13 protein-coding genes are annotated in these 18,357 nt (G+C 68.9%); 7 read left to right on the forward strand and 6 right to left on the reverse strand.

The window, feature by feature from the left end; genetic code table 11:
• Window positions 1-52: 52 nt before the first annotated feature.
• From ACFVUT_RS02355 to ACFVUT_RS02365, 3 genes are all read right to left on the reverse strand, one after another.
• The gene (locus ACFVUT_RS02355) at window positions 53-1,024 is read right to left on the reverse strand and encodes a sugar phosphate isomerase/epimerase family protein (protein ID WP_389642919.1); all 972 of its coding nucleotides are present in this window, start codon (window positions 1,022-1,024) and stop codon (window positions 53-55) included.
• 229 nt (window positions 1,025-1,253) lie between these two features.
• A complete protein-coding gene (locus ACFVUT_RS02360) occupies window positions 1,254-2,207 on the reverse strand; it encodes a hypothetical protein (RefSeq protein ID WP_389642922.1) in 954 nt (317 codons plus the stop codon).
• A gap of 614 nt (window positions 2,208-2,821) precedes the next feature.
• Complete coding sequence (locus ACFVUT_RS02365) at window positions 2,822-4,243, reverse strand: helix-turn-helix domain-containing protein (RefSeq protein WP_389642925.1); 1,422 nt, start codon at window positions 4,241-4,243, stop codon at window positions 2,822-2,824.
• Window positions 4,244-4,749: 506 nt separating this feature from the next.
• Here ACFVUT_RS02365 and ACFVUT_RS02370 point away from each other — a divergent pair.
• The 4 genes from ACFVUT_RS02370 to ACFVUT_RS02385 all read left to right on the forward strand — a co-directional run bounded on the left by ACFVUT_RS02370 (window position 4,750) and on the right by ACFVUT_RS02385 (window position 9,829).
• Complete coding sequence (locus tag ACFVUT_RS02370) at window positions 4,750-5,598, forward strand: TnsA-like heteromeric transposase endonuclease subunit (RefSeq protein ID WP_389642928.1); 849 nt, start codon at window positions 4,750-4,752, stop codon at window positions 5,596-5,598.
• Window positions 5,599-5,822: 224 nt separating this feature from the next.
• Window positions 5,823-7,334 (forward strand): hypothetical protein, encoded by a 1,512-nt coding sequence (locus tag ACFVUT_RS02375; protein ID WP_389642931.1) that lies wholly within the window; start codon window positions 5,823-5,825, stop codon window positions 7,332-7,334.
• A gap of 3 nt (window positions 7,335-7,337) precedes the next feature.
• A complete protein-coding gene (locus tag ACFVUT_RS02380) occupies window positions 7,338-8,582 on the forward strand; it encodes an AAA family ATPase (RefSeq protein WP_389642934.1) in 1,245 nt (414 codons plus the stop codon).
• Between the two features lie 8 nt (window positions 8,583-8,590).
• On the forward strand, window positions 8,591-9,829 hold the full coding sequence (locus tag ACFVUT_RS02385) for a TniQ family protein (RefSeq protein WP_389642937.1): 1,239 nt from the start codon (window positions 8,591-8,593) through the stop codon (window positions 9,827-9,829).
• Between the two features lie 29 nt (window positions 9,830-9,858).
• On the opposite strand, the gene ACFVUT_RS02390 is transcribed toward ACFVUT_RS02385, so the two are convergent.
• Together ACFVUT_RS02390 and ACFVUT_RS02395 are read right to left on the reverse strand one after the other, a co-directional pair.
• Window positions 9,859-10,440, reverse strand: coding sequence for a DUF6368 family protein (locus tag ACFVUT_RS02390; protein ID WP_389642940.1), 582 nt, complete (start codon window positions 10,438-10,440; stop codon window positions 9,859-9,861).
• A gap of 555 nt (window positions 10,441-10,995) precedes the next feature.
• Window positions 10,996-11,487, reverse strand: coding sequence for a hypothetical protein (locus tag ACFVUT_RS02395; protein ID WP_389642942.1), 492 nt, complete (start codon window positions 11,485-11,487; stop codon window positions 10,996-10,998).
• Between the two features lie 248 nt (window positions 11,488-11,735).
• On the opposite strand from ACFVUT_RS02395, the gene ACFVUT_RS02400 reads away from it, so the two are divergent.
• Both ACFVUT_RS02400 and ACFVUT_RS02405 read left to right on the forward strand, forming a co-directional pair.
• A complete protein-coding gene (locus ACFVUT_RS02400; protein WP_389642945.1) occupies window positions 11,736-13,103 on the forward strand; it encodes a M64 family metallopeptidase in 1,368 nt (455 codons plus the stop codon).
• A gap of 262 nt (window positions 13,104-13,365) precedes the next feature.
• The gene (locus ACFVUT_RS02405; RefSeq protein ID WP_389642948.1) at window positions 13,366-15,471 is read left to right on the forward strand and encodes a hypothetical protein; all 2,106 of its coding nucleotides are present in this window, start codon (window positions 13,366-13,368) and stop codon (window positions 15,469-15,471) included.
• Between the two features lie 148 nt (window positions 15,472-15,619).
• Here ACFVUT_RS02405 and ACFVUT_RS02410 read toward each other — a convergent pair whose 3' ends face one another.
• Window positions 15,620-16,717, reverse strand: a complete 1,098-nt coding sequence (locus ACFVUT_RS02410) for a MerR family DNA-binding transcriptional regulator (RefSeq protein ID WP_389643607.1) — start codon at window positions 16,715-16,717, stop codon at window positions 15,620-15,622.
• 623 nt (window positions 16,718-17,340) lie between these two features.
• On the opposite strand from ACFVUT_RS02410, the gene ACFVUT_RS02415 reads away from it, so the two are divergent.
• Window positions 17,341-18,258 carry an aminoglycoside phosphotransferase family protein gene (locus ACFVUT_RS02415; protein WP_389642950.1) on the forward strand — a complete coding sequence of 306 codons (918 nt, stop codon included), beginning with the start codon at window positions 17,341-17,343 and terminating at the stop codon, window positions 18,256-18,258.
• Window positions 18,259-18,357: the final 99 nt, after the last annotated feature.

Consider the following 18,357-nt stretch of genomic DNA (forward strand, 5'->3'; position numbering starts at 1 on the left):
GAGCGGACACAAAGGTGCCTTCGCGCGAAGGCACCTCGCCTCTTCGGGCCTCTCAGCCGAGGAGTCCCTTGAGCGCCGTGAAGCTGCGCTCCGCCGCGCCGAATGAACCCGGCGGATTGGGAAGGGTGTTGGGCGCGGTGTCCTGCTCCCAGATGCCGAGGTGCGAGGCGCGCGGCCCGATGTCGCGGACGAACCTCTCGTACGGCAGGTCACCGGCACCGAACTCGACTATGTCGAAGCCGTTGACGTTCGCCGCGTTGGCGTCGCCGTCCTTCATGTGGAACAGCGGGTAGCGGTAGGGCTGGTTGCGCACGTACGCGGCGGGGTCGAATCCGGGCCAGCGGTACTGGCCCACGTACGCCCAGTAGATGTCCAGCTCCAGATAGACGTGGCGCGGGTCGGTGTTCTTGAGGAACACGTCGTACAGCCGGACGGACGGCTGGTCGGTGGCGAACGCGAACTCGCCCGCGTGGTTGTGTTGGTAGAGCTTCAGGCCGCGAGCGGTCGCCTCGGCACCCCAGACGTTGAACTCGTCGGCGGCGGCGCGGTAGCCCGCGACGGTGTTGAGGTTGGAGGGCGCGTTGGCGGTGCCCACGTGCGGCATCCCGAGGATCTGCGCCGCGTCCAGCTCGGCCCGGAGGTTGGTGCGCAGATTGCCGATGCCGACGTGGCTGCCGACGGCGCGCAGTCCGTGGTCGTCGAGCAGTTGTCGGATCTCCGGGAGGGTGATCTGCCGGCCCAGGATGGAGGTGGACTGGGTGTATCCGGCGAACTCGATCTCCGTGTAGCCGATTCGGGCCAGTTCGGCGAGGACGACGGCGAAGCCGAGCGCACTGACCTTGTCGCGGATGCTGTAGAGCTGGATGCCGATGCGGTCCTTGGGGATGGACAGAGCGCTCGGCGCGGCAGCGGCGGCGGAGGTCGCGGCGGCCCCGGTGACGGAGGCGGCGGCGAGGGCCACGGTGGTGCCGGTGGTGGCGCGCAGGAAGTCCCTGCGGTCGAAGGACTTGTGAATATGGCTCACGGTCACTCCTGGGGAATGAGGCGAAGAGGGTACGGACCGGGGCGCGCGGCAGGTCTGCTGCGGTGTGTGCCGCAACGGCTGCCCCACGGGCTCCGGAGTACGGCGGAGCGGGCGCGGGTGGGTGCCGGGCGTGCGGGGGAACCGCCGCGCGGTGCGGAGGCACGGCGACGGGGGTCCGTCGCCGTCACCTGCCGGTGTCGCCGTGTGTCGCTGTCTGTGCCGCTCGGTGTCAGAGGCGGGACGTGCCCGCCTCCTGGGCGTCGGCCCGCGCCGCGGCGGCGCGGGCGGCGGCCTTCTCGGCGAGGTCCGCGCCACGGTCCTGCGGCACCGCCTTCGCGGCCGAGCGGGAGGACGACGCGCCGACGGCCGTGGTCTCGCCGGTGACGGTGCCACGGACACGAGCCAGTTCGCCCACGACCAGGACGGGGTTGTTGCCGGTCGCGGTGAGCCCGCCGCGCACGATCGCGTTGTCGAGCACGGCCTTCGCGGTGTTGTCGTTGACCGTCAGGTCGCCGCCGAAGTACGAGGCGCCCGCGCAGGATCCGAGCAGCCCCTCGCCGCCGAGCTGGAGGTTGTCGGCGTTGCCCGTGTACTTCGCGGCGCCGTACACCTCGCTGGCGCAGAACACGCCGCCGAGGGCGTTGCCGTCGACGGTGAGCGCGCCCTTGACGGTGGTGTCGTACACGTCGCTGTACTGGTTGCCGTCACCTGTCAGCGAGCCGCTGAGGGTGCTGCCGGAGACATACAGCTCGCCGGCCTCGGTGACGACGTTCCCGCCGAGCGTCGAGTCCACCGCGTAGACGAATCCCTCGGTGGCGTGGACCGCCTTGAGGTTGCTCTTCTCCAGGTGCGCGCCGAAAGCGGACGTGGTGGTCAGCGCGCCCTTGACGGTGGTGTCGGTGAGGTCGAGATAGGCGTTCTCCTGGACGGTGACCGTGCCGTTGAAGGTGGCGCCCGCCGCCACGAGGTCGGCTCCGGCCTCGACCGTCACGGTGCCCTTGACCTTCGTTCCGGTGAGGTTGCAGGACTTCCCGGCCGGTACGACCAGGTCGTTGCTGACGGTCACGGCCCCGCCGTCGCCGACACAGGTGGTGTAAAGAGCGGCCTGGGCGGAGCCGGAGAAAGCCATCAGGCTCCCGGATGCCATCAGTGAGGCCGTGGCGATGAACGTACGAATCTTCATGTCGCTTCCCTTCCGCTGTGGTCACGGCAGAGTCGGTGACCCGGCCGGTTTCCCCGTGTTTGGACGTGGTGCTGAAGCGGTGCGTGAGCGACGACCGCCCTGACGGCGGTCGCGCGGTGCCTCGTGAAGGGCGGTGGCCCGGCCATGGGGGGAGAGACGTGGAAGGCTCGTGAGGTGAAGGGCGTTCGCGCGAACGTTGATCGGCTGTGGTGTAACCGCGATGAAACATATGTCCCGGTGGGCAGCGAGATTAGAGCGCCGCGTGCGGGACTGTCCAGAGGTTCGGTACGAATCTCCGGAACTTTCTAATGGTTCATCAAAAGATGTGAGGTGCAGATAAAAAGGAGACGGAACGGTCGGGCGGCAGAGGCGCGCGCGACCGTGCGGTCGCGCCCCCGCGCGCGGGTGACGCGCCGTTTGCTCGCCCCTGGCTGCCTCGGATCGCAACCGGCGTGGACATCCATCCGTGCGCGAGGCGGCGGCCGGCAGATCGCCGACGGCGCCCTCAAGGAGGGCGACATCCATCCGTGCGCGAGGGGGCGGCCGTTGCGTCTCGCCGGTTCGGACTGACCGGATGAGCCGACGGGCCCTGTACGGAGGTTGGGCGCGCGGCGTCAGGCCCAGGGGGCGAAGGGCGGCCGGGCGGGAGCGGGGCCGAGCGTGGTGGTGCCGGGCTCGGCGCGGTGCCCGAGCCCGGTCCGGTAGGCGTTCAGCGCTGCTTCCGTCCGGCCCTCGCTGCGCATCAGGTCTCCGAGAAGCCGACAGATGTCGGCGAGGTCTCCGGCGGCTCCTGTCTGTTCGAGCAGGGAGAGCGCGGTGGTGTAGTGCCGCTCCGCGGATTCGACGTCCCCGGCCTCCTCGGCGATCAGTCCGAGCAGCCGGTGGGCGCCGCCGGCGTGCACCGCACCACGACCGTGCTGGAGCCCTACCAGCAGGTTCTCCAGAAGCTCCGCCGCCTCCGCGGGCTTTTCTCGCCTGCGCAGGACATCGGCGAGTTCGACCTCCACCTGTGAGACGTACAGGGCTGCCCGCTTGGAGACCAGCATGGAGTGGGCGGTGCGCAGGTCCGTTTCCGCCTGCACGAGATCGCCGTGCTGGGCACAGACGTAGCCCCGCATCCAGTGGCAGTGGGCGAGTTCGGTACGGATCTGCAGCTGCTGGTAGAGCTCGGTGGCCCGCGCCAACGATGTCTGGGCGGCCTCCACCCTGCCTTCGGCGATCAGTGTGCGGGCCACCGTACGGTGCATGGTGGCGACCAGGGCGGGGTCCGACACCTGGGACACCAGGGCGAGTGCGAGTTCGGCGGCCTGTGCGGCGCGGGCATGGGCGCCCATGTCCATGTACGGGGCGATCGAGGCCGTGTAGAGGTTGAGCAGGGCTCCCGGATCGTGCAGCCCGGACGTGTTCAGCTCGTCGATCGCGCTTTCCAGCAGGTAGCACGAGTAGCGCAGTTCGCCGGCGAGGTAGTGCGCGACCGATCTGCCCCGGATCGCCCGCGCGCGGGCGGGGAGCGGTTCGTCGGCCAGCGCGTGTTCAGCCGCCTCGAACCGGGTGAGGGCAACGGTCAGTTCGCCCGTTTCCAGCGCACATTCCCCGAGGCCGACGAGAGCGGCCGCCCGTTCCTGTGCGAGCCCGTACTCGTCGGCCTGGCCGAGGATCTGCTCGTAGGCCGCCTGTGCGTCGGCGGCGTCCTCGACGGCCAGGATCCGCTGGGCGTCGGCCAGACGCATCCGCAGGGCCGCGACGATGTGGGTGGGCTTGCCGGTGGCGAGCTCCTCGTCGGCGACACCGAGCCGTTCGGCGATGTGCCGGAGGGCAGCTTCGGAGGGCCGCACCTTGCCGGCTTCCAGAGTCGAGACATAGGCGGCGGTGTACACGGGCTCGGCGAGCTGTCGCTGCGTGAGCCGGCGTTCCTTGCGGAGCCGCTTCACCCGGCGGCCGATCGCGGCCGGTGCGTCGTGCTCCTCCGGCTGTTCCGGGTCCGGCCGGCCGGGAGCTTCGTCGCCGGTCGTCTTCGCCCTGCTGGTTCCCGCCATGGCAGCCCCCTCGTCCTGTGTCTGCCGGTCTTCCGGCCTGGCCTCGGTGAGGTGCCCTGACGCATCGCCATCGCCGACTCGCATGTTCCCACATGTCCGGGCGCCGCCCCGAGCCCCGTCGCGACGCCCCATTCGTCCGTTTGTTACGGGCTCGGTGGAACGCGACGGGCTCGCGACCGGCGGTCGCACTGTCCTGGACCGGCTGCTCCGGCTGGCCCGTGACGAGGCCTGACGTTCTTGGTCCGGTGGGGGAGGCGGTGACCGGAGCGGAGACTGCCGGGCCGCACGCCGCAACGCGCCTCCCGGGGCTGCGGACTCTTGTGTGACTCGCAGCGATAACTGTCACCAAGTGAGAGATCTGACCTGGCCTTCTCGGTCACGTTCGCAGCGATGGTTGTCACCAAAAGCTCGGGCTAGTTGTCACAAGGTTCGTGTTCGCAGTCGGGTTGTCACCAACTTCGAAGCGCGCTGGTGCGGGCGCCGTGGGCGTGCGTTTGCTTGGAGGCATGGCCGATGAGTACGGACTGCTGCCTGCGGCAGACCCTGAGGCGGGGGCGGTGTGGTCGCACCGCTGCCGCTGGGACGACTTGCTCCTACGGGCGTCGGCTGTCTCTGGACGTCAGGATCTGGACCTCGCGGATGGCTGGACTCGTCGCTGGGCGGTCACCTTGAACCTCGGAGGCGGCGAACTGGTCGTGCCGGTCCGGGACCTTGCCCAGGTTCAGCCTCCTGGGGTCGGGCCGGTTCGCTGGTTCTCGTGGCATCGGCGGCAGCGTCATCGGCCTGGGCTTCAGTACATGGTCAGTACAGGGCGGCATCACGGCTTCGAGAGTCTGGAGGAAGCGAAGGTTCTGCTCGCGCTGGACTTCGCTGGCCAGGTGCGGGAGGTGGTCCCGCAGCCCTTGAAGCTGCAGTTCCGGACCGGCGGTGGGCCGCGTGTCCATGTTCCGGACTTCCTGGTGCTGTCCCGGGCTGGGGTGTGTCTGATCGATGTCCGACCGCTCGACCGGCTGCGCGCGAAGGACGTCGAGTCGTTCGCCGCCGCCTTTGAGATGGCGCTGGCCTGCGGCTGGGAATACGTAGTGGCCGCAGGCTGGAGGCGACACGTCTTCACCGGGCTGGACGCTTTGTCCTGTCAGCGCCGCCCGCTGCCCGATCCACTCGGGCTGCGGGCGGATCTCCTGGAACGGGCTCGGTCCCGGGTGACGTTCGGGGAACTCGTGGCTGCTTCCACGGTTCCGGCGCTGGCTCGGGCGGAGCTGCTGCACCAGCTCTGGCACCGTTCGCTCGGTATCGATCTTTCTGTTCCGCTGAGTGACCGCTCGCTGGTCGATCCGGCAGGTGAGGCCCTGTGAATCCTCCGCTGGCGCTTGATCTCGCTCCGGGGGCCGGGCTTGTCCTGGACGGGGTGGAGTGGACTGTCGAACGGCATGAGCCCCATCTGGGGCGGGTCGTGGTACGCGATCCGGCGGGAGCCCGCCAGCAGCTGACCTTCCGGTTCCTCGTCAACCATCCGACTTGTCGGCCGTTCTCGCGCACAGCGGCCGACGGTCCGGACCGCGGGCGGCAGCCCGCGTCCGTGGCTGATCTTCCTCCGGGGAAGCTGGAGTTGGTCCGGCTACGGATGGCCCACCTGCTGGAGGTGGGCACCGGGTTCCGTAGCGGGAATCCTGAGGATCCCAGGCCGGGAGAACCGAGGCCGTGTTACGACCCGGCCATCACCACGCTGACCGAGCGACGGTGGGCCAAGGTCGCCGAGCTGGCAGCGATGGACCGGCAGGAGGCCCGGTTGCTGGGGCTGGACCGGGTCGGTTACCGCACGCTGATCCGCTGGGAGCGTGGCCGTGAGCGGTCCGGGCTGATCGGATGTGCCGATGACCGGTGGCTGCGGCCGGGCGGGCGCCGCCCGAGCATCGGCCCGGAGATCCGGGAGGCGATCTTTGCGGTCCACGCCGAACTGCAGGGCCGGTCCCGGGTCGGGATGGCCACCCGCACCCGCCTGATCCATCAGTACGTACGCGAGACCTACGGGCCCGACCTGTACGTCCCGTCATACAACACGCTGCGGCAGGTCTGGCACGAGTGGTTTGGCCCCAGCGGTTCACGGCCGCGCAACCTGGGGGCGGCTGATCTGCCGGTACGGTCTGGGCATGTGCTGGTCGACCGTCCCGGGCAGGTGGTCGCGCTGGACACCACGGTGCTGCCGGCGATGGTCCGCGAAGGTGTTTTCGGCGAGCCGGTCAGGGACCACCTGACCCTCGCGCTGGATGTGTTCACCCATTCGCTCTGCGCTTTCCGGCTCATTCTGGTGTCGGACACCGCGGTGGACGCGGCGATGATGCTGCGGGACGTGATGCTGCCACTGCCGATGCGGCCGGAGTGGGGACCGGAGATGGAGTGGCCGTATCCGGGACTGCCGTCCGCGCTGGTGGCCGAGTTCGCCGGCTATCCGGTGGCCGGGCTGCCGTTCTTCAGCCCGGAGACAGTCACCACCGACCACGGGTCGGTCTACCGCAACCACCACCTGGTGGAGGTCGAGCGGAAGCTGGGCTGCAACATCCTTCCGGCCCGGGCCCTGCGGCCTCCAGACAAGCACGCCGTCGAGCGGGCCTTCGGTGCGATCAGGACGCTGTTGTTCGAGCACCTGCCCGGATACACCGGCGTCGACGCCGCCGACCGCGGGGCCGCCCCCGAGGACGAGGAGGTGCTGACGCTGGAGGAGATGGAACACCTCGTCGCCACCTGGATCGTGGGGATCTGGCAGCGGAGGCACATGGGAGGTTGGAAGACAGCCACCAGTCGCTCTGAACGCATTAACCACGCCCGGGACGAGACCCAGGCTCGGGCCGCCGCTGAGGACCGGGCAGCTGCCCCAATCCCCGTCTCACCCGTGCCCCCCATGCTGCAGCGTGTCGAGCAAGCCGTCTCCGGCCTGGACGCCGAGCGTCGGCACCGCCGTGAGGAGGCGGTGAATACACGTCCCACCAAACCTGCTCGGTTGGGGGCGAGTTACCGTTCCGGCAACTTGTTCTTGCTGCCAGAGGACGATGCCGGCCACCCTCAGCCCGACCCGCCAGACGAGGGAGCGTGAGCCATGGACGACCGTGCCACGGGCGGTGACGGTGAGGCGAGCATCGTCTCGTTCCTGAGGGCCGGACCGCCACCGGACCGGCTCAGCTTCGAGGGATGGCAGCGCTGGCGCACGACCCGCAGCGCGTTCATCCCGGCTCCCCGGCTGAGCCCTGACCAATACAGGGCCCTGCCCGCTCGCCGCCGGGCCTTGCACGATCTGCACCGCACCGCCTCGCACGTCAACCTCGGGCTGCAGGAGACCCCGATGAGCCGCCGGGTCACCACGCTGATGAGATCCCGCATCCAGAACAACGCACTGAACTTCACTCCCGGCACTCGTGACGGCCTGATGATCAGCGGGGGCGGCTACCAGGGCAAGACCGAGACGGCATGCGAGGCCGCAGCGGCCTTCGTAAACTTCTGGCGCGACCTCCACCAGCAGCTCAACCCCAACGCGATCGAGGGAACCCGAGACCTGTTCGTCCCCGTCGCCTACTGCCAGACACCGGTCAAGGCCACCCCGAAAGGGCTCTGCGAGGCGATCCTCGACTTCTACGGCGCCCCCTACGCCAAGACCCTCCGCGGCCTGATCCGCAGCGTCCGAGCCTCCCTGCACGACCACAACACCACCGTGCTGATCCTGGACGACATCACCCGGTTGAAGATGCACCGCGAGGACGACCAGGACACGCTCGACCTCATCCGCGACCTGATGTCCTTCAACGCCACCGTCATCCTCATCGGCGTTGACATCCCCGGCTCGGGCCTCCTGCGCGAAGGGCGGCCCGACCCCCGCACTGGCCAGTGGACCCTGCCCAGCGCGCGGCGAGGCCGCAGCGACCAGGCCGCGACCCAGACCGAACGCCGCTTCGACCTGGTCGATCTCGACCCGTTCACCTACGACACGCCTCAGCAGATCAACGCCTGGATCGAGCACCTGGCCGGCACCGAGGAACAGCTCCGACTCCTCGGTGCCCGGGACGGCATGCTCACTGATGGCGACATGCCCGAATACCTCTTCCGCCGCACCGGAGGCATCGTCGGTCTGCTGCGGCGACTCGTCCAGGACGGCTGCACCCGCGCCATGGAAACCGGCCAAGAGGCGCTACATATCCCGCTCCTCGACGAGATCACCATCAACCTCGGCAACCTCCTCGACCGCGACCCGCAGGCCGGCGAAATCCCCGCCGTCCCTGCCAAGCCCGCTCCGAAGCGCCGCCAGAAACCCCGCAACACCGTCTTCGACAACAAGGCCGCGGGAAAGTGACGGTACGCGTGCCTCAGCTCCGCCCGCTCCCCCGCAGTTTGGCCCCACTCCCGGACGAAGGCCTCGTCGGCTTCCTTCTACGCCTGGCCCACCACAACAACGTCAGCCCCGGCACGATCGTCAATCGCACCGGGATGAGCGCCCACCGGACGGCGCTGATCGAGCACATCCCCCTCAGTCAGCAGTATCTGCAAACACCAGAACAAGCAGCCGAGTTCGCCCGCACCACCCGACTGCACCCTGACGAAGTCCCCAACTTCTTCCTCGCCCCGTTCGGCTCCCGCTACGGCCCGCTCGACACAACTCTGATGCGCCGGTCGTCGAAACGGATTCTCCACAGCAACCGCGGCGTGTTCCGGCGCTGGTCACGGTTCTGCCCCCGTTGCCTGGCCGGTGACTCCGACGTCGAACGCGCCCACGGAGGCAGTTGGAAACGCCTCTGGCGGCTCCCTCCGGTCTTCGCCTGCACCACCCACCGATGCCTGCTCCGCCATAATTGCTTTGAATGTGGACATCCCGGCCTGGAGGCCCAGGGCATCTCCCTCATCCCCCGAATCAAGGACGAAGACCTCCACCCCAACCAGTGCCGCACTGTCGTCGAAGGCCGACCGGGCCGCCTCAATGCCCCGGTCTGCGGCGCCCGCCATCACCAAAGCCCCCCCCCACCCACCTGCAGCGAAGCCTTCCTCAAAACAGCCCTCGCGCTTCAGGGAGAACTGCTAATCGCTCTGGGGCCCGACGGCCCACGAGAGGTGGGAAGCGTTGGCTGGATGATCGACACCAGCCAGTACTTCATCGACTTGCACACCGTCGCCGGCCTCATCTCCCTGACCTGGCCAGCAGCCCAAGACCTCGCCCTCAGTGACGAACACGCCCGAATCCTTGAGCGCGACGCTCAGCTGAGGGAAGACCTTAGGGGCCGCCTTCACGCGGTCAGAGGCAAGTTCCACTACCTCCACGTGCTGACCGGTCCCGCCCCCGACTCCCGGGCGTACGTGGCAGCGACCGGAATCGCCCACCAGATCTTGAAGGGCACTGACCTACGAGCCTTGGATATGCTCGCTCCGATCCATGCACATCTGCAGAAGGTTCAGGGCCCTGTGAAGGCTGAGGGTGACAGGATGCGCAACTCTCCGAGGAACTCACCGCCGCTGAGATTTCTCCTCACCCACAGGACTCCCATCACGATCGAGGGAATCCGCCAGTACGCGACAGCACGCGACCGCGAGTGGCGACCTGCACCGTGAGCCGGGACACGAAGATCGACGCTGAAGCCCTATTTGATCAAGTGGAAGTCGGCATGTTGCAGCCAGGCTTCCAGAGACTCCACGTCTCCGACATGTCGAAGCCACCGGTCCCCACCGCCGGTGTCATAGGAGACCTCCACGAGCCTTCCCGGGAGGTCCGAGGCCAGTGCTCTCGCCCGGGCCAGGACTGCCTCGTTGCTCGTGTCGTCTCCCGCGGTGGGGTGACCACTCAGGAGGCCGTCGAAATCGACCAGCGCATCGAGACGGCGGGCGAGAGCGAGCGTCAGGTGGCCGAGCAGCACGTGGTTCACCGACCCCGAGCAGCCGGCGCCGACTATCAGCCCCTGCACTGGTGGCCGCGAGAAAGGCGAATAGTCCTCATCCTCGGCAGGGATCTCCTCGTCCTCCGACAGGAAGAACGCGCCGACGTCGGCCGGGTCGAAGGCCCGCAGGCCCAGGGCCGAACCGTCTCGCACCCAGAAATCCACGTCACCGCTGGCCTTGGCCTCCACCGGCTCGCAGAAGGTCTCCAACCACGGGACCACATCGGTCAGGATGTCTGCGAACCCGCGTGGTTCGAAGAGCCACAGTCCAATTGCCGGTCCCGACATACCGCCCCCAGAGCCTCGTGACCCAAGCGCCACCGGAACCCGGTTTTACCAGGTCCCGACGGCAGACGTCTGATCATTGTGGGCCCCAGCCCAAGCTCGAGATCGATTCCAGCGCTGGAGCGCTCCGGTTCAGTCCCCCCAGGGACAGCTACCGATCGACGTCGACGGGAACTCCACGCATTTGCATCCGGGCCTTCAGGAACTCCATCTCCGACAACGTCCCCACCAGACCATCGTGGCTCAGTTCCCCAACCAGTTCACGAGCCCGCGACAACGAGGCTGCTGCGACCTCCCGAAAGACCTTCAAAGCTGGGACGAGACTGGGAACCGAACCGACCAGCCGCAGTCTGACGGACCCATGCGCTGCGAGGAGAGCCACCCGAACATCATCAGGTGCTGGTCCCGGACCAGCGTGTTCGCACAGGTAGGTGCCACAGGACCCGCAAGAGAACTCCGAATCCCACCACAACTCATCGCGAAGGATGAACTGGTTCACCTGCCGCACCGCCATGCTGCCGCACTCGCAAGGCGATGTGATCTTCGCGGTCTGACCAGTCACCCGGGCTCACCGACGTTCCACTCCTGAGGCAGATCCTCGCCGCAGAAGACGCATACGAAGTCCTCCTCCCGCACGATGTTGAGCTCCCGGCAGGAGTGGCATCGGCGAAAGACGACCTCGTGCGTGAATCCGGGCGGTCGATGGATCCCGATCCGATCCAGAGCCTTGGCCACGGCGGGCCATGAGCTGATGTCCGGGCAGTAGCCGGTCGACTGGTTGCTGGCCTCCTCGACCACCCACCACCCGGACTCCTCGCGGAAGCTCATCTCACCGGCGCTCAGGACCTCTCCGCCGCCGGCACACACCACGTGCTCACTGCGGCGCGGAGCCAGTCGCAGCACCCCGTCGCCATCGACGACGAACGTGAACGACTCGGCCAACTCGTCCAGGGTCAGCGCCGAGACCCACTCGCCGAAGTCTGCCGCCGAGTGGATGCTCCGACCCTCACCACCCGCCCGGACGAGCTCCTTCAGCTCAGCTGGACCCACATACCGATACCTCTGCCCCCGTGTCTCCACGCACACCAACCTAGTGGCTCACACAGCCAGGGCCTGGGGGATTACCGTTCGGCGACTACGGGCGACTGGTGACAGAAACCCCTGCGAAGTGACAGTTATCGCTGTGAGTCACATCTTGCCAACGGGGCGTCCCCCCGCCTAAGTTGACCCGAAATGTAAAGACGCTTACATCATCGCTTTACTTCGCTGCCGAGCTGAACACCAGAGTGGAGATTGTCATGCGCACACACAGAATGTCCGCCATATCGGTGAGCGTCGTGCTCACGGCGATGCTGGGGGCGGCCCTCGCCACACCCGCGGTCGCCGTGGATCCGGAACCCGCTCAGGAACCGCGCCTCTCCGTCGAGTACTTCCCCGAGCCCGGCGGCGAGGGCCGAAGGACCGAGGTCCCGGTCAACACGGATACGGTGAGCGGTCGTTCCGCCGTCCGGAGCGTGGCACCCACCGCGCAGACCACCGACGGGGAGGTCGGGGAACTGTCCGTGACCGGCTCCTCGGCGGACCGGCTCGACGTGGTGATCATCGGTGACGGCTACACCGCCGACCAGCAGGACGCCTTCCACACCGCGGCGGCCACGAAGTGGGCGGACATCACCGGCATCGAGCCCTACTCCAGCTACCAGGGCCTGATGAACGTGTGGACCGTCGACGCGGTGTCCGCCGAATCCGGCATCACCGGTGACCCCACCGCCGACGTCACCAAGGACACCGCCCTCGGCAGCTACTTCTGGTGCGCGGACACCGAGCGCCTGGTCTGCGCCGACATCGACAAGGTCGCCTCCTACGCCGCCAAGGCCCCCGAGGCGGACCTGGTCATCGTCATCTCCAACTCCACCAAGTACGGCGGCGCCGGCTACTCGGGCCTGGAGGCGGAAGGCTATCCGTTCGACGGCGTCTCGACCCTCTCCTCGGACAACGCGCAGTCGAGTCTGATCGCCGCCCACGAGATCGCCCACTCGGTGGGCCTGCTGGCGGACGAATACACGTACGACAGCTACGGCACCTGGCCGGGCGGCGAGCCCACCGACATCAACTCCAGCACCTTCACCGCGGAGCAGATGGCCGCCAACCGGAGCAAGTGGTACCGCTGGCTCGGCGAGACCGACCCCACGGGAGGCACCGTCGGCACGTACGAGGGCAGCAGCTACTACCCCTTCGGGATCTACCGCCCGACCTCCAACTCCCTCATGCGGGCCCTGAACATCACCGACTTCAACCTCCCCGGACGCGAGGCCATGATCGCCGGCTTCTACCGCGAGGCCAACGCGCTGAGCAGCGAGGTCGGCACGAGCAGCGCGATCCTCCGGACCAGCCGTATCAAGGTCTCTCAGGCCGAGCTCACCGGACTGGCCGCCCCGGAGCTGCAGTGGTACGTCGACGGCGTCCGGGTGAAGCGGGCGCAGGGCCTCTCCGCAGTCGTCCCCGCGGCACTGGGCGTTGCCGCGGACGGCAGGACACACACCGTCATGGTGACGTCCGTTGACCGGACCACGTCGATCCGCGACCCCCAGGCCCTCGCCGAGGCCACCGAGAGCCTGACGTGGAAGGTCAAGGCGTCCGGGCACAAGCCTGCGAACCGGGACTGACCGCCGGCAGTACGGCAGCACGCGGCACCGACCACCTCGCCGGGCCGGGACCGCATGGTCCCGGCCCGGCGAGGTGGTCCCGTGTCCCTTCCGGCACTCTCGCCGGACAGGTCTGGGTCAGCCCACCGTGCACTGCGCAGGGACGCATGTGAAGGACCGTGGCATCACCCGCGCGGGGCGGTGATCTGGATGAGCGGTCTCCGCCGCACACCTTGATGACGACCCAGGACAGAGCCTGACTCCATGCGGCACACTGCCGACCATGGCCAACGGTGCACGATTACGCGGGACATCCGCCACTGTTCTGATCGCGTCGATCATCTTGGCTCTCCTGGCGGGCAGTTACCTGATCCACACCTTGCGGGCCACGGTGCCTTTGGCCGACCCTGTCGACACCTTCGTCGGTGCATTCGGACTGCTGTGCCCGGGGATCTTTGCGTTGTGGCGGCGGTCCAGGCCGCAGCCGCCGCAGACCCCTCCTTCCCGGGAGCAGTGGCTCGCCGCCCTCGCGGGGGCCGAGCGTGATCGCCTCCAGGAGGACCTGCGGGACCGCGGCGTCGAAGTGGCCTGTATCGCCGTTCCGTGGGAGCCGGCGCCCGAGCTCGCCGACAACGGTGTGCCGGCCGCCTACGGCCCGCCGGGCACCGGCCGCGTCGACCGTCTTCGGCAGCAACTCTGGCCGGGACGCCGACCCGCCCGCGTAGTGGTCTGCGGTCCGGCGGGCTCCGGCAAGAGCATCGCCCTTCATCTGCTGGCCGAGCAGCTCCTGGCCTCGGCCACCGGCGGGCAGAGCGTCGACGGCCCTGTGCCGGTGGTGCTGTCCCTGGCCGGATGGAACGTACGCCAGCCGTTGTATCCGTGGCTGATCGGACGGATCGCCGACCGCTACCCGGACGTCGTCGGCCCGGGGAGCGGAGTCGAGGCGCAGGACCTCACGCGCGCCTTGCTGCGGGACGGCGCCGTCGTGCCGTTCCTGGACGGCTTCGACGAGGTGGCCGGTCCTGAGCGAGCCGCGTTGCTGCGGGCACTGAATCAGGCTCTGGGCTCGGGCCTGTCGATCGCACTGGCCTCCAGGGAGGAACAGTTCCGTGAGGCGGTGGCCGCGGTCGGAGCCGTACGGGGATCCGTGGCGGTTCGCCTGGGACCGCTGGGGCCGCGGCACCTCGCCGATTTCCTGGACGATTCGCGCGCACCGAACCGGCCGGCCTGGCTCCCCCTGCTGGAGGCGATGCGCGCCGGGAGGGCGTCCTCAGCGAGGGAGGTCTTCGCCACCCCCCTCATGCAGTGGCTCGGCCTTCAGATCTACGGCAGCGGCTCCGCCACCCCGGCGGAGCTGGCGGACCCGGCGAGGTTTCCCGCCGCCCAGGATGTCGAGCGGCACCTTCTGGCCTCGCTGATCCCCTCTGTTTTCGACCCGCTGAACAACGACTCGCAGGCGGGGCGGCGTTGGACAGCCCGCCGCGCCGTGCGCCTGCTGCGCTTCCTGGCGGAGCACCAAGGTGGCGGTGGTATCCGGTGGTGGACGCTCTACCGCCGCGCGCAGTGGCAACTCGCCCTGATCTACGGCCTGGTGCTGACCACGCTGGCGACGGGCCTCTCCACGCTCTCTCGGGCTGCGGGGACCGCAGTGCTGGCGGGCGCGCTGTGGGGGACGGCGTGCGGCGCCGCCTTCACGGTGGCTTACGTGGTCACCCGGGCCGAGGAATACCGGGACCGCTCCGCCGTACCGGGCGGATTCCGCTCGGACGTGAACGCCAGGATCGTTCTGTCCAGGGTCGTTCGGCTGCTGCCTGTCCTGACCGCAGCGGGGGTGGCCACTCAGCTCTTCACGGGCCTGCTGTTCGCTCCGCTGCGCTGGCCCGACCTGTGGGTGCTGCTCGGCCAGGGTACGGCGCTGTCGGTCGTCGCAGGGCTCTGCGGCGGATTCGCCGCGGGGACCGTGCTGGACCGCGTACACACGCTCGATGTGAACGTCGCCCCGGCGAACGCCATCCGGCCCCTTGAGCTGCTGCGCCGGGACAGCAGGGCCACCGCCGTGTTCGCGCTCTGCCTCGCCTTCGCAGCGGTGCTGGTGACATGGACCGCGTGGTCACTGAATCTGGACCGGACACCTCCGAGCGCGTTCCTGGTCACAGTCGCCACAGCGGCCGCCGTGGCCGGCCCCGGGCTGTTCACCGCCTGGCCGGTCTTCCGGGCCGCCCACGCCTGGTACCTGGTCCGCGACCAGCTACCACTCCGGTTCAGCGACTTCATGACCACTGCTCAGGCCGCAGGTGTGCTTCGCGAGGAAGGGATCACGTACCACTTTCGGCACGCGCTGCTGCGTGCCGCCCTGCGAACCGGGAGCCGGGGGCCCGGAAGCAGATGAAGCGACCCGCGGCACCCGGCCTCATCACCCGTCACCCTTCACCCATTACCCAACACCCATCACCCCGTCAACGGGGCAGGGCAAGGAGCCGGCCGAGCCCCGCCTCCACCGTCCAGGAGCCGTCATGACACTGGCGCCGCGACGCGGTTCACGCAATGAGCAGGCGGAGGCCGAGATCTGCCGCGTCGAGGTCGGCGAGGCCGCTGTTGCGCTCGGCCCACCGACCGGAGCCGAGGTCGTCGCTGAGGCTTCGTACCGCACGCTGTTCGGCCTCCGGCCCTACCCTCGTCCACACCGACATCGCACGACGCACATGATCCTCCAGATACGCTCCAGGCCGGCGCCAGTACGCCTCGAACAGGCCGTCAGCGCAGTCCCACGGGACGGGCACCGGCTCAGCGCGGGCGCCGATGGCGTCGGCCATCCCAGCAAGCGAGGGAAATTCCGCGAGGACGGCGGCGAACTCGGGCAGGTAGTCGCGGGTGAGCCAGAACCGGTCCTGCCATCCGGGCTCGTCCGTGTCGAACGTGAGCACCACCACGCGGCGGGCCACGCGCCGCATCTCGCGCAGCCCCGCTATCGGATCTCCCCAGTGATGAACGGTGGAGACGGCCATCGCGACGTCGAAGGAGCGGTCCTCGAACGGCAGGCTCTCCGCGGCGGCGGCCACACACGGTGCCGAGCCGGCAGGCCGCTGCCCCCGCATGACCGCCGATGGCTCCACCGCGGTCACGTCGCGATCAGCAGGCTCGTAGGAGCCGGTGCCGGCCCCGACGTTCAGCACCGTCTGCGCGTCACCGAGCGCGTCCCAGATCTGCGCGGCGATCTGCGGCTCGGTACGCCGTGTCGCCGTGTAGGCGCCGCCGATCGCGTCGTACAGACGTGCACCGAGCATCTCCAGTTGCTCCTCCGGTGTCACCTTCAGTCCCTTCGCCCGTGCGTCGAGTTCCCTGTCGATGGCCGCCACCATGGTGTCGGCGCGATCACGCCGCTCCAGCAGCAGGCCGCGCAGTCGGCGCAGGTGCGCGACCGCGTCGGTGGACGGGTCGCCGACCAGTTCCGCGACCTCCCGCAGCCCGAAGCCCAGCCGCCGATAGGCCAGCACCTCCCGCAGCCGCTCCACGTCGCCTGCCGAATAGGACCGGTACCCGGCCGCCGTCCGCGCCGACGGCTGAACAAGCCTGATCTCGTCATAGTGATGCAACGTGCGGACGCTCACACCGGCCAGCTCGGCCACGCGTCCCACGGTCCAGTGATCCTCCACGGCACCGACTATGCAGCCTGACGCCACGTGAGGGTCAAGACCCTCACTCACACCAGCAAGAGCCGGGCGCGAAGCAGCGGTCCGGGGCGACCCCTGCAAGCCGGAGCGACGGTCTGGTTCGGAGAAGCTTGTGTCAGGTGCTCATTCCTTCGACCGGACCCGGCCCAGCCGGCACGACGTGCCGACATCCGCGACAACCTCGTCGTCCGCATCGCCGAGGCCGAACGCGAAGGATGGTTCGGAGAAGGCGAGGGCTTCCGGGTCGGCCTCGCCGGTGCTGAGGAGAAACTCGCCCCACTCGACCGGCGCCGCTCAAGGCGCGGTGCCGTAGACCTCGGCAGGCCACGACCGTCTGCGGCAAGGGGTGGTTCTCCACGAGGATGCGCTTGGGCACCCACCGTTCGGCGTAGGCCCAGGCGCGGGGTGTTTGTCTGAGAAGGCTCTCGGGTCCGCGATGGAAGTTACGGATCGTTCGCGACCGTGATCACTACCAGGGATCAGCTGAAGGGGTGATCAACGTGGCGAACTTCTGGTGCCTCAGTTGAGCGGCACAGACTGCTGGGCGTCACGAACAGCGGATCTCCGTCCGACTACTGTTGCTCCGCATGACCCCTACCGAGATCGAGATCACAGCAGAGTTGGTTCGGCACCTGCTGCGTGACCAGCACCCTGACCTGGCCGATCGCCCGGTGACGCTCGGCGCGCGCGGTTGGGACAACCAGTTGTGGCGGCTCGGCGACGACCTCGCCGTCCGATTGCCCTGGGCGACGCAGTCCGCGGACGCGTTGCTGCGCAAGGAGCATGCCTGGCTGCCGGCTCTCGCCCCGCACCTTCCGCTGCCGGTCCCTGTCCCGCAGCGCCTCGGTGAGCCCTCCGAGCGGTTTCCGCGTCCCTGGATCGTCACCACCTGGGTGCCGGGCGAGCCCGCCGACCGCGCCCCCGCCACGCGCGCTGCAGAGGCGGCCGATACCTTGGCCGCCTTCCTGACGGCCCTTCACCGACCCGCTCCCACCACGGCGCCCGCCGGTCGTGACCGTGGGGGACCGCTGGTCGACCATGCCGAGGGTTTCGCCAAGATGATCGCCGAGGCCACCGAGCTGGGGCTGATCCCCGACCCGGACGCCGTCCGCGCGGTCTGGGAAGATGCCGCCGCCGCGCCCGACTGGGCGGGCCCGGCCCTGTGGCTCCATGGCGACCTGCATCCGGCCAACGTTCTCACCGCGGACGGCACCTTCTGCGGCGTGATCGACTTCGGTGACCTCTGCGCAGGCGATCCGGCCTGCGACCTCGCCGCCCCATGGGTCCTGCTGCCGGACGGCGCAGCCGACCGCTTCTATGGTGCCTACCAGCCGACCCCGGACGCCGCGACCTTGCGTCGTGCCCGCGGCTGGGCGGTGCTGCGTGCCCTCGCCTGCATCCTCATCGGACATGCCGGCGTTCACGGCCGTCCCGGCGGCAAGCGCACCTGGGGCCCACCCGCTCACGCCACGTTGCGACGCCTCGTCGCAACGGCCCACGACTGATCACGTCCGCAACCATCGATGGCAAACGGCATGAGAATCGGTGTCACAGGAGTGCTGCTACGAGTTCTTGATTCGAATCAGGCGCCGGAGGCTCGTGCC

This window comes from Streptomyces sp. NPDC058051 (assembly GCF_042885475.1).
GTDB lineage: Bacteria > Actinomycetota > Actinomycetes > Streptomycetales > Streptomycetaceae > Streptomyces.

Excerpts from the sequence above, each read along its gene's own strand:
- ACFVUT_RS02370 (WP_389642928.1), top strand. The coding sequence starts at position 4,750 with ATGGCCGATGAGTACGGACTGCTGCCTGCGGCAGACCCTGAGGCGGGG.
- ACFVUT_RS02400 (WP_389642945.1), top strand. The coding sequence starts at position 11,736 with ATGCGCACACACAGAATGTCCGCCATATCGGTGAGCGTCGTGCTCACG.
- ACFVUT_RS02360 (WP_389642922.1), bottom strand. The coding sequence starts at position 2,207 with ATGAAGATTCGTACGTTCATCGCCACGGCCTCACTGATGGCATCCGGG.
- ACFVUT_RS02405 (WP_389642948.1), top strand. The coding sequence starts at position 13,366 with ATGGCCAACGGTGCACGATTACGCGGGACATCCGCCACTGTTCTGATC.
- ACFVUT_RS02390 (WP_389642940.1), bottom strand. The coding sequence starts at position 10,440 with ATGTCGGGACCGGCAATTGGACTGTGGCTCTTCGAACCACGCGGGTTC.
- ACFVUT_RS02415 (WP_389642950.1), top strand. The coding sequence starts at position 17,341 with ATGACCCCTACCGAGATCGAGATCACAGCAGAGTTGGTTCGGCACCTG.
- ACFVUT_RS02380 (WP_389642934.1), top strand. The coding sequence starts at position 7,338 with ATGGACGACCGTGCCACGGGCGGTGACGGTGAGGCGAGCATCGTCTCG.
- ACFVUT_RS02365 (WP_389642925.1), bottom strand. The coding sequence starts at position 4,243 with ATGGCGGGAACCAGCAGGGCGAAGACGACCGGCGACGAAGCTCCCGGC.